General features: G+C 61.7%; 18 protein-coding genes, 1 tRNA gene and 1 pseudogene. 8 read left to right on the forward strand and 12 right to left on the reverse strand.

Annotated features, from left to right (window positions below; translation table 11 throughout):
- Positions 1-88: 88 nt before the first annotated feature.
- Positions 89-1,135, forward strand: coding sequence for a TraB/GumN family protein (locus BW989_RS01770; protein WP_076585266.1), 1,047 nt, complete (start codon positions 89-91; stop codon positions 1,133-1,135).
- Positions 1,136-1,143: 8 nt separating this feature from the next.
- Here BW989_RS01770 and dxs read toward each other — a convergent pair whose 3' ends face one another.
- From dxs to BW989_RS01800, 6 genes are all read right to left on the reverse strand, one after another.
- Positions 1,144-3,048 carry a 1-deoxy-D-xylulose-5-phosphate synthase gene (gene dxs / locus BW989_RS01775; protein WP_076584777.1) on the reverse strand — a complete coding sequence of 635 codons (1,905 nt, stop codon included), beginning with the start codon at positions 3,046-3,048 and terminating at the stop codon, positions 1,144-1,146.
- A gap of 67 nt (positions 3,049-3,115) precedes the next feature.
- Entirely contained in the window at positions 3,116-4,204 is a 1,089-nt protein-coding gene (locus tag BW989_RS01780; RefSeq protein WP_076584778.1) for a hypothetical protein, read from the reverse strand.
- Positions 4,205-4,339: 135 nt separating this feature from the next.
- Complete coding sequence (locus tag BW989_RS01785; RefSeq protein ID WP_076584779.1) at positions 4,340-4,996, reverse strand: HNH endonuclease; 657 nt, start codon at positions 4,994-4,996, stop codon at positions 4,340-4,342.
- A gap of 86 nt (positions 4,997-5,082) precedes the next feature.
- Entirely contained in the window at positions 5,083-6,867 is a 1,785-nt protein-coding gene (locus BW989_RS01790) for an acyl-CoA dehydrogenase C-terminal domain-containing protein (protein WP_076584780.1), read from the reverse strand.
- Between the two features lie 35 nt (positions 6,868-6,902).
- Entirely contained in the window at positions 6,903-7,379 is a 477-nt protein-coding gene (locus BW989_RS01795; RefSeq protein ID WP_076584781.1) for an LEA/WHy family protein, read from the reverse strand.
- A gap of 103 nt (positions 7,380-7,482) precedes the next feature.
- Positions 7,483-7,558 (reverse strand) — tRNA-Phe (locus BW989_RS01800).
- Positions 7,559-7,740: 182 nt separating this feature from the next.
- Between BW989_RS01800 and BW989_RS01805 the strand changes: the two genes are divergently transcribed.
- A complete protein-coding gene (locus BW989_RS01805) occupies positions 7,741-8,163 on the forward strand; it encodes a DUF6491 family protein (protein WP_076584782.1) in 423 nt (140 codons plus the stop codon).
- Between the two features lie 159 nt (positions 8,164-8,322).
- Here BW989_RS01805 and BW989_RS01810 read toward each other — a convergent pair whose 3' ends face one another.
- The 4 genes and pseudogenes from BW989_RS01810 to ftsY all read right to left on the reverse strand — a co-directional run bounded on the left by BW989_RS01810 (position 8,323) and on the right by ftsY (position 12,236).
- Positions 8,323-8,589: an oxidative damage protection protein gene (locus BW989_RS01810; RefSeq protein WP_076584783.1), complete on the reverse strand. Its 267-nt coding sequence runs from the start codon at positions 8,587-8,589 to the stop codon at positions 8,323-8,325.
- A complete protein-coding gene (mutY, locus tag BW989_RS01815; RefSeq protein ID WP_083688118.1) occupies positions 8,586-9,713 on the reverse strand; it encodes an A/G-specific adenine glycosylase in 1,128 nt (375 codons plus the stop codon). Before mutY ends, BW989_RS01810 begins: the two co-directional genes overlap by 4 nt.
- The gene (locus tag BW989_RS01820; RefSeq protein ID WP_129582783.1) at positions 9,710-11,008 is read right to left on the reverse strand and encodes an AsmA family protein; all 1,299 of its coding nucleotides are present in this window, start codon (positions 11,006-11,008) and stop codon (positions 9,710-9,712) included. The genes mutY and BW989_RS01820 overlap by 4 nt, the downstream gene beginning before the upstream one ends.
- A pseudogene (gene ftsY, locus BW989_RS01825) lies at positions 11,005-12,236 on the reverse strand (signal recognition particle-docking protein FtsY). The gene BW989_RS01820 and the pseudogene ftsY overlap by 4 nt, the downstream one beginning before the upstream one ends.
- Between ftsY and rsmD the strand changes: the two are divergent.
- From rsmD to ggt, 5 genes are read left to right on the forward strand one after another with little or no spacing between them, the layout of a single operon-like run.
- Positions 12,175-12,750, forward strand: coding sequence for a 16S rRNA (guanine(966)-N(2))-methyltransferase RsmD (gene rsmD, locus BW989_RS12380; protein WP_076584785.1), 576 nt, complete (start codon positions 12,175-12,177; stop codon positions 12,748-12,750). The pseudogene ftsY and the gene rsmD overlap by 62 nt on opposite strands.
- 56 nt (positions 12,751-12,806) lie before the next feature.
- Entirely contained in the window at positions 12,807-13,310 is a 504-nt protein-coding gene (gene coaD / locus BW989_RS01835; RefSeq protein ID WP_076584786.1) for a pantetheine-phosphate adenylyltransferase, read from the forward strand.
- 16 nt (positions 13,311-13,326) lie between these two features.
- Positions 13,327-13,827, forward strand: coding sequence for a hypothetical protein (locus tag BW989_RS01840; RefSeq protein WP_076584787.1), 501 nt, complete (start codon positions 13,327-13,329; stop codon positions 13,825-13,827).
- Positions 13,828-13,858: 31 nt separating this feature from the next.
- A complete protein-coding gene (locus tag BW989_RS01845; RefSeq protein ID WP_242651212.1) occupies positions 13,859-14,143 on the forward strand; it encodes a YfhL family 4Fe-4S dicluster ferredoxin in 285 nt (94 codons plus the stop codon).
- Positions 14,144-14,151: 8 nt separating this feature from the next.
- A complete protein-coding gene (gene ggt, locus BW989_RS01850; RefSeq protein ID WP_083688169.1) occupies positions 14,152-15,891 on the forward strand; it encodes a gamma-glutamyltransferase in 1,740 nt (579 codons plus the stop codon).
- 84 nt (positions 15,892-15,975) lie between these two features.
- Here the strand turns inward: ggt and BW989_RS01855 are convergent, their stop codons facing one another.
- Positions 15,976-16,518, reverse strand: a complete 543-nt coding sequence (locus BW989_RS01855; protein WP_076584790.1) for a peroxiredoxin — start codon at positions 16,516-16,518, stop codon at positions 15,976-15,978.
- A gap of 109 nt (positions 16,519-16,627) precedes the next feature.
- On the opposite strand from BW989_RS01855, the gene BW989_RS01860 reads away from it, so the two are divergent.
- Complete coding sequence (locus tag BW989_RS01860) at positions 16,628-17,518, forward strand: MBL fold metallo-hydrolase (RefSeq protein ID WP_076584791.1); 891 nt, start codon at positions 16,628-16,630, stop codon at positions 17,516-17,518.
- A gap of 39 nt (positions 17,519-17,557) precedes the next feature.
- On the opposite strand, the gene BW989_RS01865 is transcribed toward BW989_RS01860, so the two are convergent.
- The gene (locus BW989_RS01865) at positions 17,558-19,927 is read right to left on the reverse strand and encodes a TonB-dependent receptor plug domain-containing protein (RefSeq protein WP_242651215.1); all 2,370 of its coding nucleotides are present in this window, start codon (positions 19,925-19,927) and stop codon (positions 17,558-17,560) included.
- Between the last annotated feature and the right edge of the window lie 102 nt (positions 19,928-20,029).

Below are 20,029 nucleotides of genomic sequence, written 5' to 3' on the forward strand. Positions count from 1 at the left end.
TTTGAAGGCGACATTGGGGTGTGCCTGCGGGAACCAACACGGCCTCATGCAGTCGAACCCGCGTCGACAAACACATGAAGGGATGCATATGTTTAAGCGCAAGGCGAGTGCGATATGGGTATGTCTGTCCTTGATGCCGGGCTGGGCTTTCGCCCAATCGGTAACGCCTCAAGCACTGCCTGCCAATGGCAAACCTACTCTTGAAGTGGTGCAAACCAGCGAAGGCCGAATGCTCGATTCGGTCGAAGTCGTCGCTGGCAACCAGCCCGGCCCACGCATGTGGAAGATCAAGAAAGGGGGTCATGTGCTGCATGTGCTGGCCACTGTTTCGCCACTGCCGAGCGGGATGAGCTGGGATTCGGCACAGGTGGAAGGCACGATAGCGCGTTCGCAGGAATACATCAGCCCACCTTCCTTGGGCATAACGGCCAATGTCGGCTGGTTCAGTGGCATGCGCCTTTTGCCGGCCTACCTGCGTGCCAAGAAAAACCCGGGGGGCGTGACCTTGCAGCAAGTCTTGTCACCGGAGCTTTATTCGCGATGGAGCGCGGCCAAGGCGCGTTACTTGCCCAAGGACAAAGGCATCGAGAAACAGCGCCCGATGGTGGCGGCCGAAGCTTTGTATGGTGCCGCGCTCAAGCGCACGGGTTTGGGCGGCAAGCCCATCGTGATGCCGGTGATTGATGCCGCGGTGAAGCGGCATCAATTGAAGATCGTGACTACCGGTATCAAGGTCAAGATCGATGATCCCAAGCAAGCGCTGAAGGATTTGCAGGCCGGTGGTTTTGACGATGCCAAATGCCTGAGCGAAACCTTGGACAACATCGATCAGAAGTTGCCCGACGTGGCGCGCCAAGCCAATGCGTGGGCAACGGGGGATGTGGCTGCGTTGCGCAGGCGGCCCGCGCAGAAAGGGCCGAGTTGCTTTGACGCGGTGATGCAGTCGGATTTTGCGAAGAAACGCGGTATCCGTGACGTACCCGAGCGCATGCGCAGCAACTGGGTCAAGGCGGCCGAAGACGCGTTATCACGCAACGCCTCGACGTTCGCGGTCCTGCCGCTGGAATATGTCGCAGGCCAGAACAACTACCTCGACACCATGCGCGCCAAGGGCTACGAGGTCATCGCGCCCTGATCAAATGATCAAGCGTTGCCGGCGAGCTTGGCTTCACCGGCAGCAGGGAAGCGGCGCAACACAGCAGCGCGAATGCCGTCGACATCCAAACCAGCTTCGCTCAGCAGGTCTTCGCGGCTGGCGTGGTGCTGGAATGCATCGGGCAGACCTAGATGCAAGATCGGCATGACGATGCCTTCGGCAGCGAGGAGTTCTGCCACACCGGAGCCCGCGCCGCCGGCCACCACGTTGTCTTCCAAGGTGACGAAGCCATCGTGGGTGCGCGCAAGCTCAAGGATCAACTCGCGATCCAGTGGCTTGATGAAACGCATGTTGATGACGCTGTAGCCGAGCTCTTCGCCCACCTTTTCCGCCGCCGGGACCAGCGCGCCGAAAGCGAGCAGGGCGATGCGCGATCCGTGACGCTTCACCTCGGCCTTGCCAAGCGGAATCGTATCGAGGTTGTTGCCTGCAGCCACACCCGTGCCGGAGCCGCGCGGATAACGCACTGCCGCCGGGCCTTCGTGTCGGTAGCCGGTGCTGAGCATGCTGCGGCATTCGGCCTCATTGCTGGCGGCCATCACCACCATGTTGGGCACGCAGCGCAGGAAGGAGAGATCGAGGTTGCCGGCATGTGTCGCGCCATCCGGGCCGACCACACCGCCGCGATCGATCGCGAACAGCACGTCCAGGTCCTGAATCGCGACATCGTGCACCAGCTGATCGTAGGCGCGCTGCAGGAAGGTGGAGTAGATCGCGACGACTGGCTTGGCGCCTTCGCAGGCCATGCCCGCGGCGAGCGTTACCGCGTGCTGCTCGGCGATCGCGACATCGAAATAGCGCTCCGGATATTCCTTGCTGAAACGCACGAGCCCTGAGCCCTCGCGCATCGCCGGCGTGATCGCGAGCAGCTTGGGATCGGCGGCCGCCATGTCGCACAGCCAGTCGCTGAAGACATCGGTGTAGGTCGGCTTCTTGACCGCGCCCGGCTTCGACACCATGCCCAGCTCGGGGTCGAACGGCGACACCGCGTGGTAGCCGATCTGGTCGGCTTCGGCGCGCTCGTAACCCTTGCCCTTGGTCGTGATGACATGCAGCAGTTGCGGGCCCTTCAGCCCCTGCAGCGTTTTCAGGGTGCCGACCAGCGCATCCATATCATGGCCGTCGATCGGGCCGGTGTAGTGGAAGCCCATTTCCTCGAACAAGGTGGAGGGAACGAACATCCCCTTCCAGTGTTCTTCCCAGCGTTTGACGAAGCGCGCGGGCTGGCCATCCTTGTCGCCGAGTAGTTTCTTGCCGCCCTCACGGATCGCGTTGAGGGTGCGGCTGCCAGTCATCCGACCCAACATGCGGGTCAGGCCACCGACGGCTTCGCTGATCGACATGCGGTTGTCGTTGAGGATGACCAGGATGTTCGGGTCCTCGTCCATGCCACCGGCGTGGTTGAGCGCTTCGTAGACCATGCCGGCCGTCATCGATCCATCGCCTATCACCGCGACCACGCGGCGATCATTGCCCGCGCGCGCATTGGCGATCGCCATGCCGAGCGCGGCGGAGATGGAGGTGGATGAGTGACCCACGCCGAACGTGTCGTATTCGGATTCTTCGCGCTTGGGGAACGGCGCGACGCCGTCCTTCTGCTTGACCGTGTGGATGCGGTCACGGCGGCCGGTCAGGATCTTGTGCGGATAAGCCTGATGGCCGACATCCCACACGATGCGGTCTTCCGGGGTGTCGTAGAGGTAGTGCAACGCGGTGGTCAATTCGACCACGCCCAGATTGGCACCGAAGTGGCCACCGGACTTGCCGGCGGACTCGATGAGATAGGCGCGCAGCTCATCGGCGACGGCGCGCAACTCGTTTTCGTCGAATCGGCGAAGCTCGGCCGGGGAATCAATGCGCGATAGGCGCGGATAACGCGTGGAATCGATCATGGCCGTATTTTACGACCCTGTCGGTGCGCTTGCGTGTGGTCGATGTGAACCCTTGGCGACCGGGGGCTTAGCGGCCGCGTTTCATTCCGAACAGGCCGCGTGATGTTTCCGCTGCGGGCGCCGGGGCTGGGATGTCCTGCTGGACGATGCCGGTGACCAGGCCCGCGTTGACGAAATCGGCCACTTCGGCATCGCTTACATTGGCCGCGGCGGAGATTTCCGGGACCATCGATGGGCCTTTCATCATCGCGGTGGCGATGCGGAAATGCTTGGGGAACTCACGCTCGGTCTGCAGCCATTTGGTCAGGCGGTAGCGACCTTCCGGATCGACGTGCGGCAACAGGCTGCCGCGGCCTTCCAGCAGACCCGCGTACCAGGCCAAGCGCGAAAGCGGTTGTGCGGCGCCTGCTGCGGCCGTCTCGCTCTGCCAGGCGGCATTATCGAGCGGAATGAAATCGGTCTCGCGCACCGTGCCTTCGAAGTAAGCATCGAGCGACTTGAGCGTGGCCGGTCCGTGGTACTGCTGGGCTGGGCCATCGATAAACAACACGGGACCATCGCCGCGCTGGAAACGCGAGCGCGTGGCCAAGCGGCCGGGCTGCAGCCAGTCCGCAAGAACCGGGTCGCGGGTTGGAACGGGTTCGGGTTCGGGCTCCGACACGACCACCGCATCCATCACTGTCTCCGGGATCGGTTGAACGCGTTCTTCGTCCATCACGAGGGGAGCGATCTCTTCCGGCAGCACATCGGTCGGCGTCGGAGCCTCGGTGAAGCCATGCGGCACGGCGACGGCGGGTGCTTCTGTTTCCTCGGGTTCGGTCGGAGCCAGTGTGGCAGGCGTGGGCTTGGCTTGGTCAGCGCCGAGCTCACCCAGCAAAGTGTCTATGGCGGGCGCTTCGTAGGGGCGCGCCAAGCGGAAATCGGTTTGCGTACGCTCGGCAGAGGTGTAACCGATGACCTTGCGGCCGGCGTTATGCAGCTGCATCCAGCTCATCGGGCCGTACAGGCTGTCCATGTCGACGACGACGACGTCCGCTTCAGCGTCCTGTACCAAGCGAAGATCAAGGCCAAGTCGCTCGATCGATTGGCCGATGGCCTGACTCAAATCCGCCTGCGTGGCGCGGTCCATCCCGGTGAAACCCAGCGTGCTGGTCATGCGGTGAAGCCCCCTGTAATGACTATCCGAGTGTAGCGGAGGGGCGGCGCGATGGTATTTTTTTCACGTGCGCTGGTCGGCGTTTTGATGCACGCAAGCACGATGTCACGCCTGATGAATGGCGCTGCGTCGAATTCAGGCTAAAGCGCGGCGTGGCTTCTTTGGCATTTGTGACTGCAAAAATTCCATTTGGTCGGCAAGGATGTTGCGATTGGACAAGATCAGATGTTCGATCCAGCTAGGCCGGTAGGGTACGGCCAGTAGCGGCATCCCCGCCTGTTGCGGGGTGCGATTGCTCTTGCGGGAATTGCAATGGAAGCAGGCGGTGACGACGTTTTCCCAAATGTCCGCGCCGCCCTTCGACACCGGCATCACGTGGTCGCGGGTCAGTTGCTGGCGGGTGGGCCGCTCGCCGCAGTACAGGCAGATATGCGCATCGCGGGCGAATAGCGAGGTGTTGGTCAGCGCCGGGGTCGGGTCGATGGCGCGGCCTCGGGCATGCCCACGCGCGGCGATGATCGGATGCAGGTCCAGGAAGCTGCGCTCACCGGTAAAGCGCGATGTACCGCCATGCACGGTCAGGCAGGATTCGCCCAATGTCCAGGCCACGGCGTCGCGGGCATACAAGCAGGCAGCATCCTGCCAGCGGATCCAGTCCAGCGCCCGGCCATGCGCATCCAGCGCCAGGATGCGCAAGGAACGAATCGGGGAAACGACGGAGGTAGGCGCGGCGTCCTGGCTCGTTTCCGAACCGGGGCCGATCAGGCGTAGCTTTGCGCTATGCGTACCCATCGGAAAGACAGGTTATACGCATTTGATGACGGTTTGTGTAGTCCGTGCCGGTTTGATGTGGAATCGCCCCGGCGCGTGCACTGGCTTCAGTCGAAGGCGGCTACGTCCAGTGCGGTCAAATTGCCTACGCCACTCTCGATCGCCGCCTTGTGCGCGAGCGTGCGCGGCAGCAGGCGCGCGAAGTAGAAACGGGCCGTTTCGCGCTTGGCATCCTTGAACGCTTGTGAACGTGATGAGGCTTCGGCCGCGGCGACACTGCGCGCCCACCAGTAGGCGAGCGCTACATAGCCGGAGTGGAACAGATAGTCCCAGGCCGCGCCGCCGATTTCATCCGGATTGGCCATCGCATCCTTGGCGATGCGCATCGAAAGCGCCTGCCATTCGTCCAGCTTGGCGGTAAGTTCGGGCATGAACTCGGCAAGCGCCGAGTTGTTGGCTTCAGCCGCGCAGAAGGCCTTCACCTCCGTCAAGAACACGCGCATGCCTTCGCCCTTGAGCTGCAGCAGTTTGCGCCCGACAAGATCCAGTGCCTGAATGCCGGTCGTGCCTTCGTACAGGGTGGTGATGCGCGCATCGCGGGCGAGCTGTTCCATGCCGTGTTCAGCGATGTAGCCGTGACCACCGAAGCATTGCAGCGCGTGGTAGGTGCATTCGTTGCCCCATTCGGTCAAGCAAGCCTTGACGATAGGGGTGAGGAAACCGACCAGCGCATCGGCATCGTGGCGCGCAGCTTCATCAGCGCCGTGATGGGCGATGTCGACGTTAAGGAAGGCGTGGTAGGCCAACAGACGACCGCCTTCGACCAAGGCCTTCTGGGTCAACAGCATGCGCCGCACATCAGGGTGGACGATGATCGGATCGGCCGGTTTTTCCGGGAATTTCGGCCCGGACAGCGCACGCATCTGCAAACGTTCGCGGGCGTAGGCTAGGGCGTTCTGATACGCGCGATCGGCCAAGCCCAGGCCTTGCAGGCCCACCGCCAGGCGCGCAGTGTTCATCATCGTGAACATCGCCATCAAGCCTTTGTGGGGTTCGCCGACAAGCCAGCCTTCGGCGCCGTCGAAATTCATCACGCAGGTGGCCGAGCCGTGAATGCCCATCTTGTGCTCCAGCGCGCCACAGCGCACGGCGTTGCGCTCGCCCATCGCGCCATCCTTGCCCACCTTGAACTTGGGCACCATAAACAGCGAGATGCCGCGGCTGCCGGCCGGTGCGTCAGGCAATTTGGCCAACACCAGGTGCAAGATGTTCTCCGCCATGTCGTGCTCGCCGGCGGTGATGAAGATCTTGGTGCCGGTGATGGCATAGCTGTCGTCATTATTGGGAACGGCGCGCGTGCGCAAGAGGCCCAAGTCGGTCCCGGCATGCGGCTCGGTCAGGCACATGGTGCCGGTCCAGCGGCCTTCGACTAGCGGCTTGAGGAACACGTCCTGCTGCCATTCGTTGCCGTGGTGGAGTAATGCTTCGGTGGCACCGTGCGAGAGCAGGGGGAAGTTGCCCCAGGCGAGGTTCGCGGCATCGATCATTTCCTTCATCGCCGCGCCCAGCACTTGTGGCATGCCTTGGCCACCGAAATCAACCGGGGCGTTGAGGCCAGGCCAGCCGCCTTCGACGAATTGCGCATACGCCGCGGAGAAGCCCGGTGGTGTGGTGACATCGCCCGAGGCTTTGTCGAACGTGCAGCCCTGGTCACCGATGGCATTGAGCGGCGCCAGCACTTGAGTGGTGAAGCGCGCGCCTTCTTCCAGCACGGCGTCGATCAGTTCGCGATTGACATCCGTCTGGCCGAGATCAGCCAATACGGATTCGACCTTGAGCACGTCGAAGAGGTCGAAACGGATGTCATCGAGGGGGGCGCGGTATTGGCTCATCGGGCTGTCCGGTAATTAAGTTTGAGGATGTTGGTTCAGCGCAGCACGCCAGGCAGGCCGGGTGTGGGGCTTAGCGCGCTGTCGCGGGAGATGCGGAAGGTGCGCACTTTGCCCTTGTCGGGCGTGGCGACCAGATTGCCGTTGAGCGTGTATGTCAGGCCGCGGCCAGAGGCGAGGGCATCGGCGACTTGCAGACGCGCTTCGGCGCTGGGGCGTAGGGTGATGTCGATGACGTCAGCGGATTCGGGCGCGATGTTGAGCGCAGGACTGGCTTGCAACTGACCTGCGGAGGCGCCGCCTGCGGTCACCGCAACATCCACCGAATCAAAGCGCATCGCGATGCTGCTGTAATTTTGCAGGCGCAAGCGTACTTGCCAGCCGCCATTCGCATCCACGGTGAGCTGCTGAATGCTGGCCGCAGGCTCCGACACGCGGCGTGGGCCAGTGCTTGAGCAGGCCGAAATCAACAAGGCAAGGGCAAGAAACAGGCCGGTACGCAGGATCTTCATCATTCCATTCCGTAGGGGATGGGATGAGCATAACGCGCGGATGTGGACGCCCGGAAAACAAAAAGGCCGCCGATGGCGACCTTTGTTTCGACGTAACCCAACGCAGTGGTGGCCGGGGAGGGAATCGAACCCCCGACACGGGGATTTTCAATCCCCTGCTCTACCAACTGAGCTACCCGGCCAATGCGCTCGGGTCACGCCAGCCGGCCATCTTACGGGGCAAGCCGGCTTTGGGCAAGCGTGAATGGCCCAATTCTGCCCGGGACTGAATCTGGTTTGAATCTGTGACCGGGTTGTCCTGCGTGCGTTAGGGTATGGGGGCAAGATGGTTAGTGCCAATGACGGTGACTATGGAGGGAGTCCAATGAAAATGGTTCATGCCTTGGGTCTATCTGCTGCGGTGTTGCTGCTCGGCGCATGCGCGACAACGCCAAGGGAAGCGAGCGCGGACAAGTTGGCGCGTTACCAATCCTTCGCCGGTGAGCCCGTCCGCAGCATCCCCTACAACGCAAGCGGCAGCCGCGGCTTCGACATCATTGATGAAGAGCACATGGTGGTTGAAATTCGTCCCACCGAAGGCTACCTGTTTAGTCTTTCCGGCCCGTGCTTGCGTGATAGCAGTGCGCCGCTGTTGAACATCAGCTCGCAAGTTGGGCGAGTCAGTGCGGGTTTTGATCGAGTCAGCTCGCTCAGCCAGCCTGGCATGACCTGCATCGTCAAAGAGATTCGGCCGCTTGACTTGAAGGGGCTGCGCGCAGCGGAGAAAGCGGCGGCGAGCCCGACTTGACTGTTTGCCTTTGGGTACGAATGAGTCCGCCTTGGATTCATTCGTATCCACCATCCGCACCAGGGCGAGCATCGTCAAAAGCCGGATCTGCGCGCCTGTAATCACCTTGGATTTCTTGCTGCTTTCGGCATGCACTCCCACATGGGGTCATGCTCCGGCTTATTCCGGCACATAACCCTCGGGTTTTTCTGCGCCACCACCGAACAGGAACTTTTCCATCTCGCGCTCAAGCATGGCCCGGTGCTCGGGATTCATCGGAGACAGCCGGTTTTCGTTGATCAGCATGGTTTGATGCGCGAGCCAGGCAGCCCATGCCGATTTGCCGATGTTCTCGAACACGCGCTTGCCCATCTCGCCCGGCCAGGGAACGAAGGCGAGCCCCTCGGTTTCGCGTTGTTCACGCTGGCAATAGACGGTGCGGCTCATGGAGTCTCCTTCTCGATCAGTTTGCGCACGGGAGCAGGGATGCCTAGCGAGGCGAGTTCCTCGTGCGATGCCCAGCGCAGGTCGTCATTGTCGCCTACGCGCGCACGAGGTGCGACGCCATCGAACAGATGTGGATGGATGCGTAATCGGTAATGGCTGAAGGCGTGTTCGATGGCAGGCAATTCGCGACTAGTAGCCGTGTGGTTTGAGGCGATGTACTGTTTTGCAAGGGCGTTGATCGCCTCGACATCATCCACTTCCGGCAACGACCACAGCGATGCCCAGATGCCGGTCGAAGGGCGACGCAACAGCAAAGTTCGCCTGTCGGCATCGCGTAGCCAGACCATGCGCGTCTCACGTTGAGGAATCGCCTTCTTGGGCTTGGATGCGGGAATCTCGCCGGCGAGCCCATCTCGTTTGGCGATGCATAGATCAACGAAGGGGCAGGTATCACATTTGGGCCGGGTTCTCGTGCACAGCGTGGCACCAAGATCCATCTGCGCCTGTGTGTAGTCGGCCATGCGCAGGCGCGCGGCAGGCGAGGCAGGCAAGGAAGCATCTGCGATCGTCCAAAGTTGTTTTTCGACCGCAGGCAGCCCCGGCCAACCATCGATGCCGTGCAATCGCGTCAGCACGCGTTTGACGTTGCCATCAAGAATGGGCTGCAACTCGTTCCAAGCTTGCGCAAGAATCGCGCCCGCGGTGCTGCGGCCAATGCCGGGAAGCGCATGCAACGCGTCGAAATCTCGCGGTAATTCGCCGTCGTGTTCGGCCATGCAAATTTTCGCAGCGGCATGCAGGTTGCGCGCGCGGTTGTAGTAGCCCAGTCCTGACCACAGGGCGAGCACATCGTCGCTGGGCGCGTTTGCCAGTGCATGCAGGTCGGGTAGCGCATCGACGAAACGCTGGAAATACGGGATGACTGTAGTGACCTGCGTCTGTTGCAGCATGATCTCGGATAGCCACACGCGATACGGCGTGCGTTGGATTTGCCAAGGCAGATCGTGGCGGCCATGTGCGTCGAACCATTCGAGCAGGCGAGGCGCGAATGCCGATGTGATGGCTTGGTCGATGTCGGCTTCGATTTTTGGCGTAACGATGCCGCGCTTGCGTTGCGAGGTCATGGCTTTTCGCTCACTGCCGGCACGGTTGGTTCGTCGAAATCCACTTCGACGCCTTCAAGTTGCGCGTCCGCAATTTCCAACTTCGGTGTGCTCAGTCGCCCGTTGATGGGTGGTAGCGGTGATCCCGTGGATGCGGCATCGCGCCATGCCAATACATCGCGCACATGGAAGCGCCCGTCGAATCGCGTGGCATCACGGCGAACACCCAGCGCGATGACATCGCTGAAATCAAATGCGCCGGTGTAGTCGAGTGAAAACGGCAGAGGCGAATTTGAATCAGACAATGGTGGGGGAAGTTTCGGCCAGACCTCCGGCCATGCATGGATCTGGCCATCCAGTGTCAATTGCAAACGATCACTTGCTTGCAGCTTGCCGGTTGCATCGAGGTTTGGCACCGCGCCTTCCGCCCGCAATGCCAATGAAAGCCGTGGCCAATGCAGTCCATCACTTGATATGTGCGCAGGGCCGTATGCACCCAGGGCGAAGGGGACGGGGTCACCACCGCGGCCTTCATAACGTACATCTGCACCCAGTTTAGCGGGTTGCAAGCGCAGCCCTTCATCACTCCAATGCATGGGTGCGGAGAGTCGGATCCGCATCGGCATTTTCCAGTCGCTGGCCGTCGGGGTGATGTCGCCAGCCAAGCCCAATGCAGCTGTTTTGGCAGGTTCGGACAGGACAAGATGCAGATCGAAGGGAAGTTGCATCGTGCGTGCGATGTAACGGCCGCGAAGATGTGCGGCCAGAGGCTCTTTCGGGGCGAAACGCGGCAGGTCGGCTTCGATGTCATCCATCTTCCATCCATTGCCCAGGACTTGACCGCGCACCAGGCGCAAGCCGCGTGACAATGTGGGCAAGCGTTGTTCGGTGCTGGGCGGGCGGGATTTCCGCCATTCCGCCAGTACAGCCAGATCAAGCGTGGGTGCATCCAGTTCGACGCGTTCGATATCCAGCAGCTTTCCCCGGCTTTTCAGCGTGGACCAAGGCAGTGACAGCAGGATGCGTTCGGCATGAAGCAATTCACGCTGGGTACCCGGCAAGCGTGCGCTCACCCCGCGAATTACCCAACGTGGCGTGCCGCGCAATTGCAACTCGGCCTCGCCATCGGCACTGATGTCGAGGCCCAGCGCTTGTCCTGCCTCGCGCAGGATCAGGCGAGTGGCGAATCGAGGCTGCAGCGCCTGTTGGATAGCCAGCGCAAGCAGCAACAGAAGTACGGCCAACCCGATCACGAACCCGCGCACCCACCTCCGTTTGCGAGCAGGTGACGTGGTATTCGCTGGGTTGTCGTTCACTGGCCGAGTGATGCAGGCAGTAGCGCGTCGACGAAGGCTTCGGGATCGAACACGCGCAGGTCTTCCGGCCGCTCACCGATGCCGGCGTAACGAATCGGGATGCCGAATTCACGCGCCAGTGCGAACACGACGCCGCCCTTCGCGGTGCCATCGAGTTTGGTTACGACCAAACCCGACACAGGCACTTTGGCACTGAACGCGCGCACTTGCGAGATCGCGTTCTGGCCCGTCGTACCGTCGATCACCATCAAGATCTCGTGCGGGATGCCCGCGCCATGCTTGCCCAGTACGCGCACGATCTTGCCAAGCTCATCCATCAGCCCAACCTGCGTATGCAGGCGCCCCGCGGTGTCGGCGATCAGCACGTCGGTGCCGCGCGACTTGGCCGAGCTGTAGGCATCGAAAGCGACCGCCGCTGCATCGGCATCCTGTCCTTGCGCGATCACCTGCACGTTGTTGCGTTCTCCCCAGGCCTGCAATTGGGCGACGGCGGCAGCGCGGAATGTGTCGCCGGCTGCGAGCATCAGGCTGCGGCCATCATCGCGGAACTTGCGCGCCAATTTGCCGATCGTGGTGGTCTTGCCGACCCCGTTCACGCCGATGGTGACAATGACGAACGGTTTCGCGGTGCCATCGATCAACAAGGGCTGCGCAACCGGGCGCAACAGGGCGACCAAGTCTTCGCGCAAAGCCGCAAGTAGCGCATTGGCATCGGCAAATTCACGTCGGCCCATGCGTGCGCGCAGGTCGTCGATCAATGCCGTCGTGGCTTTCACGCCGACATCGGCGGTGAGCAGTGCGGTTTCGATTTCTTCCAGCAGATCTTCGTCAAGCTTCGGGTTGCGCGAGAACAGCCCCCCCAGCGAGCGCGCCATGCCGCTGCCTTTCAGGCGTTCGCGCCAACCGGTCTTGCCCGGCGCTGCAGCAGGCGCGGCATCGGCATAGTCATCTTTGGCCGTCGCAGGGGAGACGGGCGCGGCGACAGGCGCGGGAGCATCGACCGCCGCACTCGGCGCGGCGCTAGTGACAGGCGCTTCGACGACCGGTTGGGCCGGCGTATCAGTGGCGGTTTCGCCATCAGTGGGCTTCTTGCGCCAGAACCAGTTAACCATGCGTGGGGGGATGTAAGAGAATGCGAGGATGGTAGCACCGGGGTTTCGATTGGCATGAGTAAGAGCAAGGCACGGGCGGGTATGGTGCGCATAGTCGGCGGTCGTTGGCGCGGCACCAGGCTGGTCGTGCCTGATATCGACGGCTTGCGCCCCAGCGCAGATCGGGTGCGCGAGACCTTGTTCAACTGGTTGATGCCGGCGTTGCCCGGTGCGCGGGTGCTGGATCTGTTCGCGGGCAGCGGCGCTTTGGGGCTTGAGTCGATCTCGCGCGGGGCGTCGTCTGCCACCTTGGTTGAACGTGACGCACATCTCGTTCTCGGTTTGCGTGATGTGGCGGGCCGTTTGGAAGGCGGGCAGACGGCCGAGATCATCCAGGACGATGCGCTGGCATGGTTGCCACGTGCAGCCAGCGAGGCACGAAGGTATGACATCGCCTACATCGACCCACCTTTTGCAGGGAATTTGTGGGCAGATGCGATTGCCGGGGTGTTGCCCTTGATGGCCGATGACGCCTGGCTGTATGTCGAGGCGCCGGTCAGTGCGGCCATCGCCATGCCAGCGGGATGGCGTTTGCATCGGGAAGGCAGCACGCGGGAAGTGGCCTATCGTCTGTGGCGACGCGGGATCTGAGGGACGCAGGCCCGGCCCACTGTTACACTCGCAGGAATCACCGTTTTCGAGTTCGCATGACTACGTCACGCCAGCGGATCGCCATATATCCCGGCACCTTCGACCCGATCACCGCGGGCCATGTCGATCTTGTGCATCGCGCCGCGCCGCTGTTCGAGCGTCTGGTTGTCGGCGTGGCGGCGAGTTCGGGCAAAGGGCCCGGGATGTCGCTGGAGCAGCGCGTGAAGTTGGCGAGCGAAGCCCTGGCCGATGTCCCAAACGTGGAGGTTCGCGGCTTCAACACCTTGCTTGCGCATTTCGTCACTGAAGTCGGCGCGGGCGTGTTGATCCGGGGCCTTCGCGCGGTCTCCGACTTCGAATACGAGTTCCAGCTGGCCAGCATGAACCGCCACCTCATCCCAGAGGTCGAGACGCTGTTCCTGACGCCATCGGAAAAATACGGCTTCATTTCATCTTCGCTGGTGCGCGAAATCTCCCGCTTGGGCGGGGATGTTTCCGCTTTCGTACCACCAGCAGTGGCCGCCGCGCTGCAGGCCGAAAGGCAGCGTCATTCAAAATGAGCAACCGGGGAACACCATGAAAAACACTTACCGCCTGCTGCTGGCTGCCAGCCTTGCCACCCTCGCACTGACTGCTTGCAACAAAAAGGAAGAAGCCAAGCCTGAAGAGGCCGCTGTCGCTGCAGCTGTGGCCGTGCCCACAAGCGAAGACAAGGCAGCGTGGCAGCCGTATCTGGCTTCCGTGGCCAAGGCCAACATGGATGGCGTCGTCAACGCACCCTATGCGTACTTCCTGCCAGGTGAATCCAGTGAGGATTTCCAGGGCGAGTACGACCGTCTGCTAGAGCGCGTCCAGCTTGATCTCTCGCGCGGCATCATCGAAGGCAACATGCTGCTGTTCGGATCGCCGGCACGCACCAGGCTGGCTGATCTGGTCGAGGCCAGTTTCAAGGATGCCAAGCCGAACACGATGAAGAACGTAAAGGTCATCTTCGTGGGTGATGCCGCGGACAAGGATCGCGTGCAGGCGGCCGTCGCGCCGTCGGGTGTGACCTACGTGTTCGTCGAATCGAAGTAATCGTGACGAAACGGACCGCGTCTGCCGAAAGGTGAGCGCGGCCTTTTTGGATTCCAGATCGGACATGTCACTCAAGATTCTCGACACCTGCATCAATTGCGATGTCTGCGAGCCCGCTTGCCCCAACAAGGCGATCTCGCAAGGTGAGGTCGTGTACGTGATCGATCCGGCGCTGTGCACCGAGTGCGTTGGCCATTACGACGAGCCGCAATGCGTCGTGGTCTGTCCGGTCGAATGCATCGAGAACGACCCCCTGCACGTCGAGAGCGAGGGAGACTTGCTGGCAAAATTGCGCCGGCTACAGGAGGCTGCATGAAGGGTTCGATGAAGCTGCTTCTTCACGCGTGGTTCGCTTTCGCGTTTCTGCTGGTTTCGGCTGGTGTGCAGGCACGCGAAGCCCCGCGAAACGCAAAACCCGATGGGGCGGCGATAGCTTCAGCCCATGCACTGGCCACCGATGCCGGTTTTGAAATCATCGCCAAGGGCGGCAATGCATTCGATGCGGCGGTTGCCGTGTCATCGACGCTATCCGTGGTCGAGCCGATCAGCTCTGGCTTGGGTGGCGGCGGGTTCTTCCTGCTTCACGATGCCAAGACCGGCAAGGATGTGTTCGTTGATGCACGCGAAACCTCTCCGGCAAGTGCAACGCCTCAGGTCTATTTAAACGACAAGGGCGAGTTGAATCGCGACCGCGCGACCAATGGTCCCTGGGCTGCCGGCATTCCTGGTCTACCTGCAGCACTGGTTCACGTAGCGGAAAAGTACGGGCGCCTGCCGCTGAAAGTTTCACTTGCGCCCGCGATTCGCATCGCCCGCGACGGCTTCCCGATGTATGCAAGGCTGGTGCGAGGCTATGGCGAACGTCACGAAGTGATGGAGCGATATCCCGGTACGCGCGCTGTTTTCCTCAAAGATGGCAAGCCGCTGACTGAAGGCGAGTTGTTGCGCCAGCCGGAATTGGCGATGACGCTGCAACTGCTCGGCGATCGTGGGTTCGATGGCTTCTATCGGGGCCCAACGGCGCAAAAGCTCATCGCGGGCGTCAACGCCGAGGGTGGAAACTGGACGGCGCAAGAGCTCGCGGCTTATCGCGTGAAAGAGCGCGAGCCGATCCGCTTCAAGTATCACGACTGGAACATCGTCACCGCGCCGCCTACGTCATCGGGCGGTATCGCCTTGGCGGAAATGTTGCAGATCCTTGAGCCCTGGGATCTGAACAAGATGGACGAGGCGCAGCGCGTGCACTTGGTTACCGAATCGATGCGACGCGCGTTTCACGACCGTACCTTTTACTTGGGCGATCCGGATTTCGTGAAGATTCCGCAGTCAACACTCATCTCGCCGTATTACGCCGCCGGTCTACGCAGCACCATCAACCCACTCAAGGCGACGCCTAGCGATTTGTTGCCGGGTCAGCCCACGCCCTTCGAAGAACATCCTGAAACCACCCACTTCTCCATCATCGATGCGAACGGCAATCGTGCGGCCGTAACGCAGACCGTGAATCTGCTGTTTGGCTCAGGTTTGATTCCGCCCGGGACCGGCGTGCTGCTCAATAACGAGATGGACGATTTCGCACTCAAGCCCGGTACGCCAAATGCATTCGGTGTAATGGGTTATGCGGCCAATGCGCCCGAACCAGGCAAACGCATGTTGAGCTCGATGACACCCACTTTCATGACATCGCCCGAGCGCGTTGCCGTGTTGGGCACACCCGGTGGCACGCGCATCATCACCATGGTTCTGCTTGGCATTCTTGGTTTCGATGCAGGGCTGGATGCGCAGCAAGTGGTCACCAAGCCGCGCTATCACCACCAGTGGTTGCCGGATGCCATCGGCATAGAGAAAGATGCCTTGTCAGCTGACACCATCGCCAAATTGCGTGCGATGGGGCACACGGTGATAGTGCCGGGTGAAGTGCGTGGGCAGCGATCATCCGACGCCTGGGGCAACATGCAAGCTGTGGAATGGGATGTCACTTCAGGCCATCTCAGTGCGGGTAGTGATCCGCGCAACCCGGTGGGCAAGGGTGAGGTGAAAGCCAAATCGGCTTCCGCGCGCTGAGTGCGGTGGTGTTGAAAATGGATGCGAAAACGGCCGGATCATTCCGGCCGTTTTTGATAGCGATGCAGCCAAGCCGTGCGGTGATTATTCCTTGTAAGGATTCGCGTGCATCCAGCCCAGTACTTTCTCGGGCTTGCTCTCGATGTACGGATCGTCATCGCTGCCATCATCGTTGATGCCTGGCTCGACAAACATCGCCTGCACCACGCCATCATCAATCACGGCGGCATAGCGCCAACTGCGCTGGCCAAAGCCCAGATGGTCCTTGTCGATAAGCATGCCCATACGACGGGTGAATTTGCCGGAACCATCTGGCAACATCTTCACCTTGTCGATGTTGAGGTGCTTGCCCCATTGGTACATGACGAATGCATCGTTGACCGAGAGGCAGTGGACTTCATTTGCGCCTGCGGATTTCAGTGCATCGTATTGATGCTCGAACGCCGGGCACTGCTCGGTCGTGCAGGTGGGCGTGAACGCACCGGGCAAGGCAAACAATACATGTCGACCCTTGCCGAAGATCTCGCCGGTGGACACATCCTGCCAACGGAAGGGATTGTCACCGCCGATGGATTCATCGCGAACGCGAGTTTTCAGTACGACATCGGGAACGGATTGGCCAATCATTCAGGGCTCCAGTCAAGGGATGGTGTGGCATTGGGCCACGGCGATGCTTAAGACGATGTCGAGACGGGCGTAGAATCAAGGACAGATAAAGAGCAAGCGGTAAATCACGATGAAGCTTTGGTCGATCCTAGGAAATTCGCAAAAGCTTGATGGCGGGGCGATGTTCGGCAATGCGCCGCGTGCGATGTGGCAGAAGTGGACGTCGGTCGATGACCTCAATCGTATCGATTTAGCTTGCCGTGCACTGCTCGCATCCCCTTTGAATGGCAAGACCGTGTTGTTCGAAACCGGCATCGGCAGTTTTTTCGAGCCGAAACTCCGCGAGCGCTATGGTGTGCAGGAAGACCGACATGTGCTACTCGACTCTCTCGCCGAGGCAGGTTTCAGCCACGAGAGCATCGACGTGGTCGTGCTGTCGCATCTGCATTTCGATCATGCAGGTGGCTTGCTGGCGCCGTGGGCGGAAGGTGAGCTGCCGCGTTTGCTATTCCCCAGCGCGACCTTTCTAGTCGGGCGCGAGCACTGGGAACGCGCACGCCACCCGCATCCACGCGATCGTGCCAGTTTCATTCCCGAGCTGCCTGGCTTGCTTGAGGCGAGCGGGCGATTGGAGGTTGTTGATGGCGCGCACAGCCGCGCATTGGGCGATGCGGTGCGCTTCCACTACAGCCATGGCCATACGCCGGGGCTGATGCTGGCGGAGATCGTCGGGCCGGAGCATGTCGATGGCGAGGCGCACGGCGGCGTGGTGTTCTGCGCCGACCTGATTCCCGGCAGGCCCTGGGTGCACGTGCCGATCACCATGGGCTACGACCGCAACGCCGAACTGCTGATCGACGAAAAGCGCGATTTCCTCGATGACATGCGTGCGCGCAACGTGCATCTGTTCTTCACCCACGACCCGGCGTGTGCGCTGGCGCAGGTGACGCGTGACGACAGGGGCCGCTTCGGTACCGCGCACGAAGTGGCGGAACTCAGATCGCGGCCGCTGGCGGCGTGACGCGGGAACCGGCATCGCGCCGGTTCCCTTCAAGCAGGATCAGAACGCCCAGCGCATGACCAGCTGGTAGCTCGGGCCGGCCTTCTCGGTTTCCAGTTCGTACTCGTCGAAATCCCGATCGATCTGGTCCGCCTGGTTGTCGAACTTGTTGAAGAACTCGTCCTTCGACGCATCCAGCAGGTTGGCCGCGCTCAGCCGCAGCGACAGGGTCTCGCCGAAGCGCTTCTCGACGAAAACCTCCAGGTCCGCGCCGTACTTGACGGTCACTTCCTCGGCCACGATCCGGCTGAAGGCGTCGCCCTGCTTGCGGTAGGTCGCACCGAACGAGGCCTGCAGCGCCGGCATGTCGTGGATGAAGCCGACGTTGTAGACGCTGCGCGCCTGGTCGTTGAAGCGGCGGTTGCCAAGGAAGTCCTCGACCTTGCTGTTGAGCCACGAGTAGTTGAGGAACACGCCGGTATTCGGCAGGCCCAGCGCGGTCAGCGGGGTGGAGAGATCGAACTCCACGCCGTAGACCTTGCCGTCGCCGACATTGGCCGAGGTGAACACATAGCTTTCCGGTTCGAACTCGAAGTCGTCTTCGCTCGCGCCGGGGTTCTCGTCGAGGAATTCCTCCAGGTCATCCTCGTAGTTGTCCTGCGCGTCCTCGCTCCACTCGCCGGTATTGACCAGCTCGATCAGGTCCTTCACGTCACGATAGAAGAAGTTCACGCCGATCACGCCGCTCTTGCCCAGCCGGCGTTCGAAGCCGAGGTCGAGGCCGTTGGCGCGCTCGGGCTCCAGCAGCGGATTGCCGATGTAGTCGTTGTCGCCGTACTCGCCGTCCAGCAGCGCCGGCACCAGCTCGTTGAAGTTCGGCCGCTTCACGCTTTTCGCCAGCGAGAACTTCACGCGGGTGGCGTCGTCCAGGTCCCACTTCAGGTGCAGCGAGGGCAGCAGCTGGTTGTAGTCGCGGCTGGCGGAACCTTCGGTTTCGCCATCCTCGCTGTAGCGGATGTCGGACTTGGTGGTCTCGTAGCGCAGGCCGGCTTCCCAAGCGAACGCGCCGCGTTTGCCGGACACCATCACGTACGGATCGACGCGGGTTTCCTCGATCAGCGAGCCGATGCTGCCATCGAGTTCATAGACCACCGGGTCGCCTTCGTTGTCGGCTTCCCATTCGAAGTTGGTGTAGGTGATGTCGCGCTTCTTGCTGCGCCAGTCCACCCCGAACTCCAGTTCGGCGCCGCCCAGCGGGCGCTTGTGGGCGAGGGTGAAGCCGGTTTCCTTGTCGATGGCATCCACCGACTGTGCCTCGGCCTCGGACGCATCCCACTCGCCGTTGACGTACTCGTGCTTCTCTTCGCTTTCGGCGCTGTTGTCCTCGAAGCGCGCATGGTCGAGGTCGAGCGAGGTGGTGCCGCCGGCCATGTCGAAGCGGTATTCGGTACCGATGCCCCAGTTCACCTGGTCGATGGGGTTCAGGCCGGGCACGTTGGATTCGATCACATCGCCGTCGTCGTATTCGACCTCGTAGGAGACCTCGGTGACGTCGCGGTCGGTCTTGACGTAGAAAGCGTCGACGCCGAAGCGGCCGGTCTCGCCGACATTAGCAGTCCATGACACGTTCGCCGAATAGTCGCGGCCGTCCTTGACCTCGTTCTGGTCCTCGAAGCTCAGCAACTCGTCCAGCGACGGGTCGGCGTAGCGGTCCGAGCGCTTGTTCTTGGCGCGATAGCGGTCCTGTACGTTGAGTCCGGCCAGGATTCGGCCGCCCAGGAAATCGCCGCTGGTGACCGCACCGAAGGTCGGGTTGAACTCGCCGTCGAACGAGCGGGTGGCACCGATGCGCAGGTAGCTGCCGTCGAACACGTAAGCGTCGCGCAGGACGATATTGATGGTGCCGGCCATCGCGTCGCCGCTGCGGTTGGCGCTGTTGCTGCGGATGATCTCGACGTGGTCGACCATCTCGGCGGGAATGCGATCGACCCAGAACGAGCGGTCGTCGCCCGCGCCCGGCACCTTCTTGCCGTTGACCAGCACCTGGGTGTAGCCGGCGGCCATGCCGCGCATCATCGCGCCATCGAACTCCATGATGTCGGAGCCAACAAAGGCTACGCCCGGCACCCGCTTGAGCATGTCGCCTACGGTCGCGGGCTCGAAGCGCTGGAAGTATTCGAGGTCGTAGCGCAGCACCGGCGCGGTGTCTTCGGTGCGGTTACGGTAGGTGATCTCGCCCTGGACTACGACCGCGTCCAGTTGCTTGGGATCGGTGGAGGCGCCATCCGGCGCGGCCTGCTGCGCGAACGTGGTGGCCGGCAGCAGCGCGGCGCAGCACAGCGCCCTCGACAGACCCAGAGCCAAGGCGTGGTGTTTCATGTATTGCATCCCCATGACGAAACAAAGCAGGGATTTGTACGCCTGGTACATGGCGGAAACATGACACTGCGATGCAGATGCGATGACAGTCATGCAATGCGCGGATTGACACGAAACCGTCAAGCAATGGTCGTATTCTATGCGGTCTGTTGA

This window comes from Solilutibacter tolerans (genome assembly GCF_900155935.1).
In the GTDB taxonomy this organism is placed as follows: domain Bacteria; phylum Pseudomonadota; class Gammaproteobacteria; order Xanthomonadales; family Xanthomonadaceae; genus Solilutibacter; species Solilutibacter tolerans.

Bases quoted from the DNA above. Each gene is read 5' to 3' on its own strand.
- dxs (WP_076584777.1), bottom strand. From the start codon at position 3,048: ATGATCGATTCCACGCGTTATCCGCGCCTATCGCGCATTGATTCCCCG.
- BW989_RS01860 (WP_076584791.1), top strand. From the start codon at position 16,628: ATGAAGCTTTGGTCGATCCTAGGAAATTCGCAAAAGCTTGATGGCGGG.
- coaD (WP_076584786.1), top strand. From the start codon at position 12,807: ATGACTACGTCACGCCAGCGGATCGCCATATATCCCGGCACCTTCGAC.
- BW989_RS01780 (WP_076584778.1), bottom strand. From the start codon at position 4,204: ATGACCAGCACGCTGGGTTTCACCGGGATGGACCGCGCCACGCAGGCG.
- BW989_RS01805 (WP_076584782.1), top strand. From the start codon at position 7,741: ATGAAAATGGTTCATGCCTTGGGTCTATCTGCTGCGGTGTTGCTGCTC.
- rsmD (WP_076584785.1), top strand. From the start codon at position 12,175: ATGAGTAAGAGCAAGGCACGGGCGGGTATGGTGCGCATAGTCGGCGGT.
- BW989_RS01855 (WP_076584790.1), bottom strand. From the start codon at position 16,518: ATGATTGGCCAATCCGTTCCCGATGTCGTACTGAAAACTCGCGTTCGC.
- mutY (WP_083688118.1), bottom strand. From the start codon at position 9,713: ATGACCTCGCAACGCAAGCGCGGCATCGTTACGCCAAAAATCGAAGCC.
- BW989_RS01810 (WP_076584783.1), bottom strand. From the start codon at position 8,589: ATGAGCCGCACCGTCTATTGCCAGCGTGAACAACGCGAAACCGAGGGG.
- ggt (WP_083688169.1), top strand. From the start codon at position 14,152: ATGAAGCTGCTTCTTCACGCGTGGTTCGCTTTCGCGTTTCTGCTGGTT.
- BW989_RS01795 (WP_076584781.1), bottom strand. From the start codon at position 7,379: ATGATGAAGATCCTGCGTACCGGCCTGTTTCTTGCCCTTGCCTTGTTG.
- BW989_RS01770 (WP_076585266.1), top strand. From the start codon at position 89: ATGTTTAAGCGCAAGGCGAGTGCGATATGGGTATGTCTGTCCTTGATG.
- BW989_RS01840 (WP_076584787.1), top strand. From the start codon at position 13,327: ATGAAAAACACTTACCGCCTGCTGCTGGCTGCCAGCCTTGCCACCCTC.
- BW989_RS01790 (WP_076584780.1), bottom strand. From the start codon at position 6,867: ATGAGCCAATACCGCGCCCCCCTCGATGACATCCGTTTCGACCTCTTC.
- BW989_RS01865 (WP_242651215.1), bottom strand. From the start codon at position 19,927: ATGTACCAGGCGTACAAATCCCTGCTTTGTTTCGTCATGGGGATGCAA.
- BW989_RS01785 (WP_076584779.1), bottom strand. From the start codon at position 4,996: ATGGGTACGCATAGCGCAAAGCTACGCCTGATCGGCCCCGGTTCGGAA.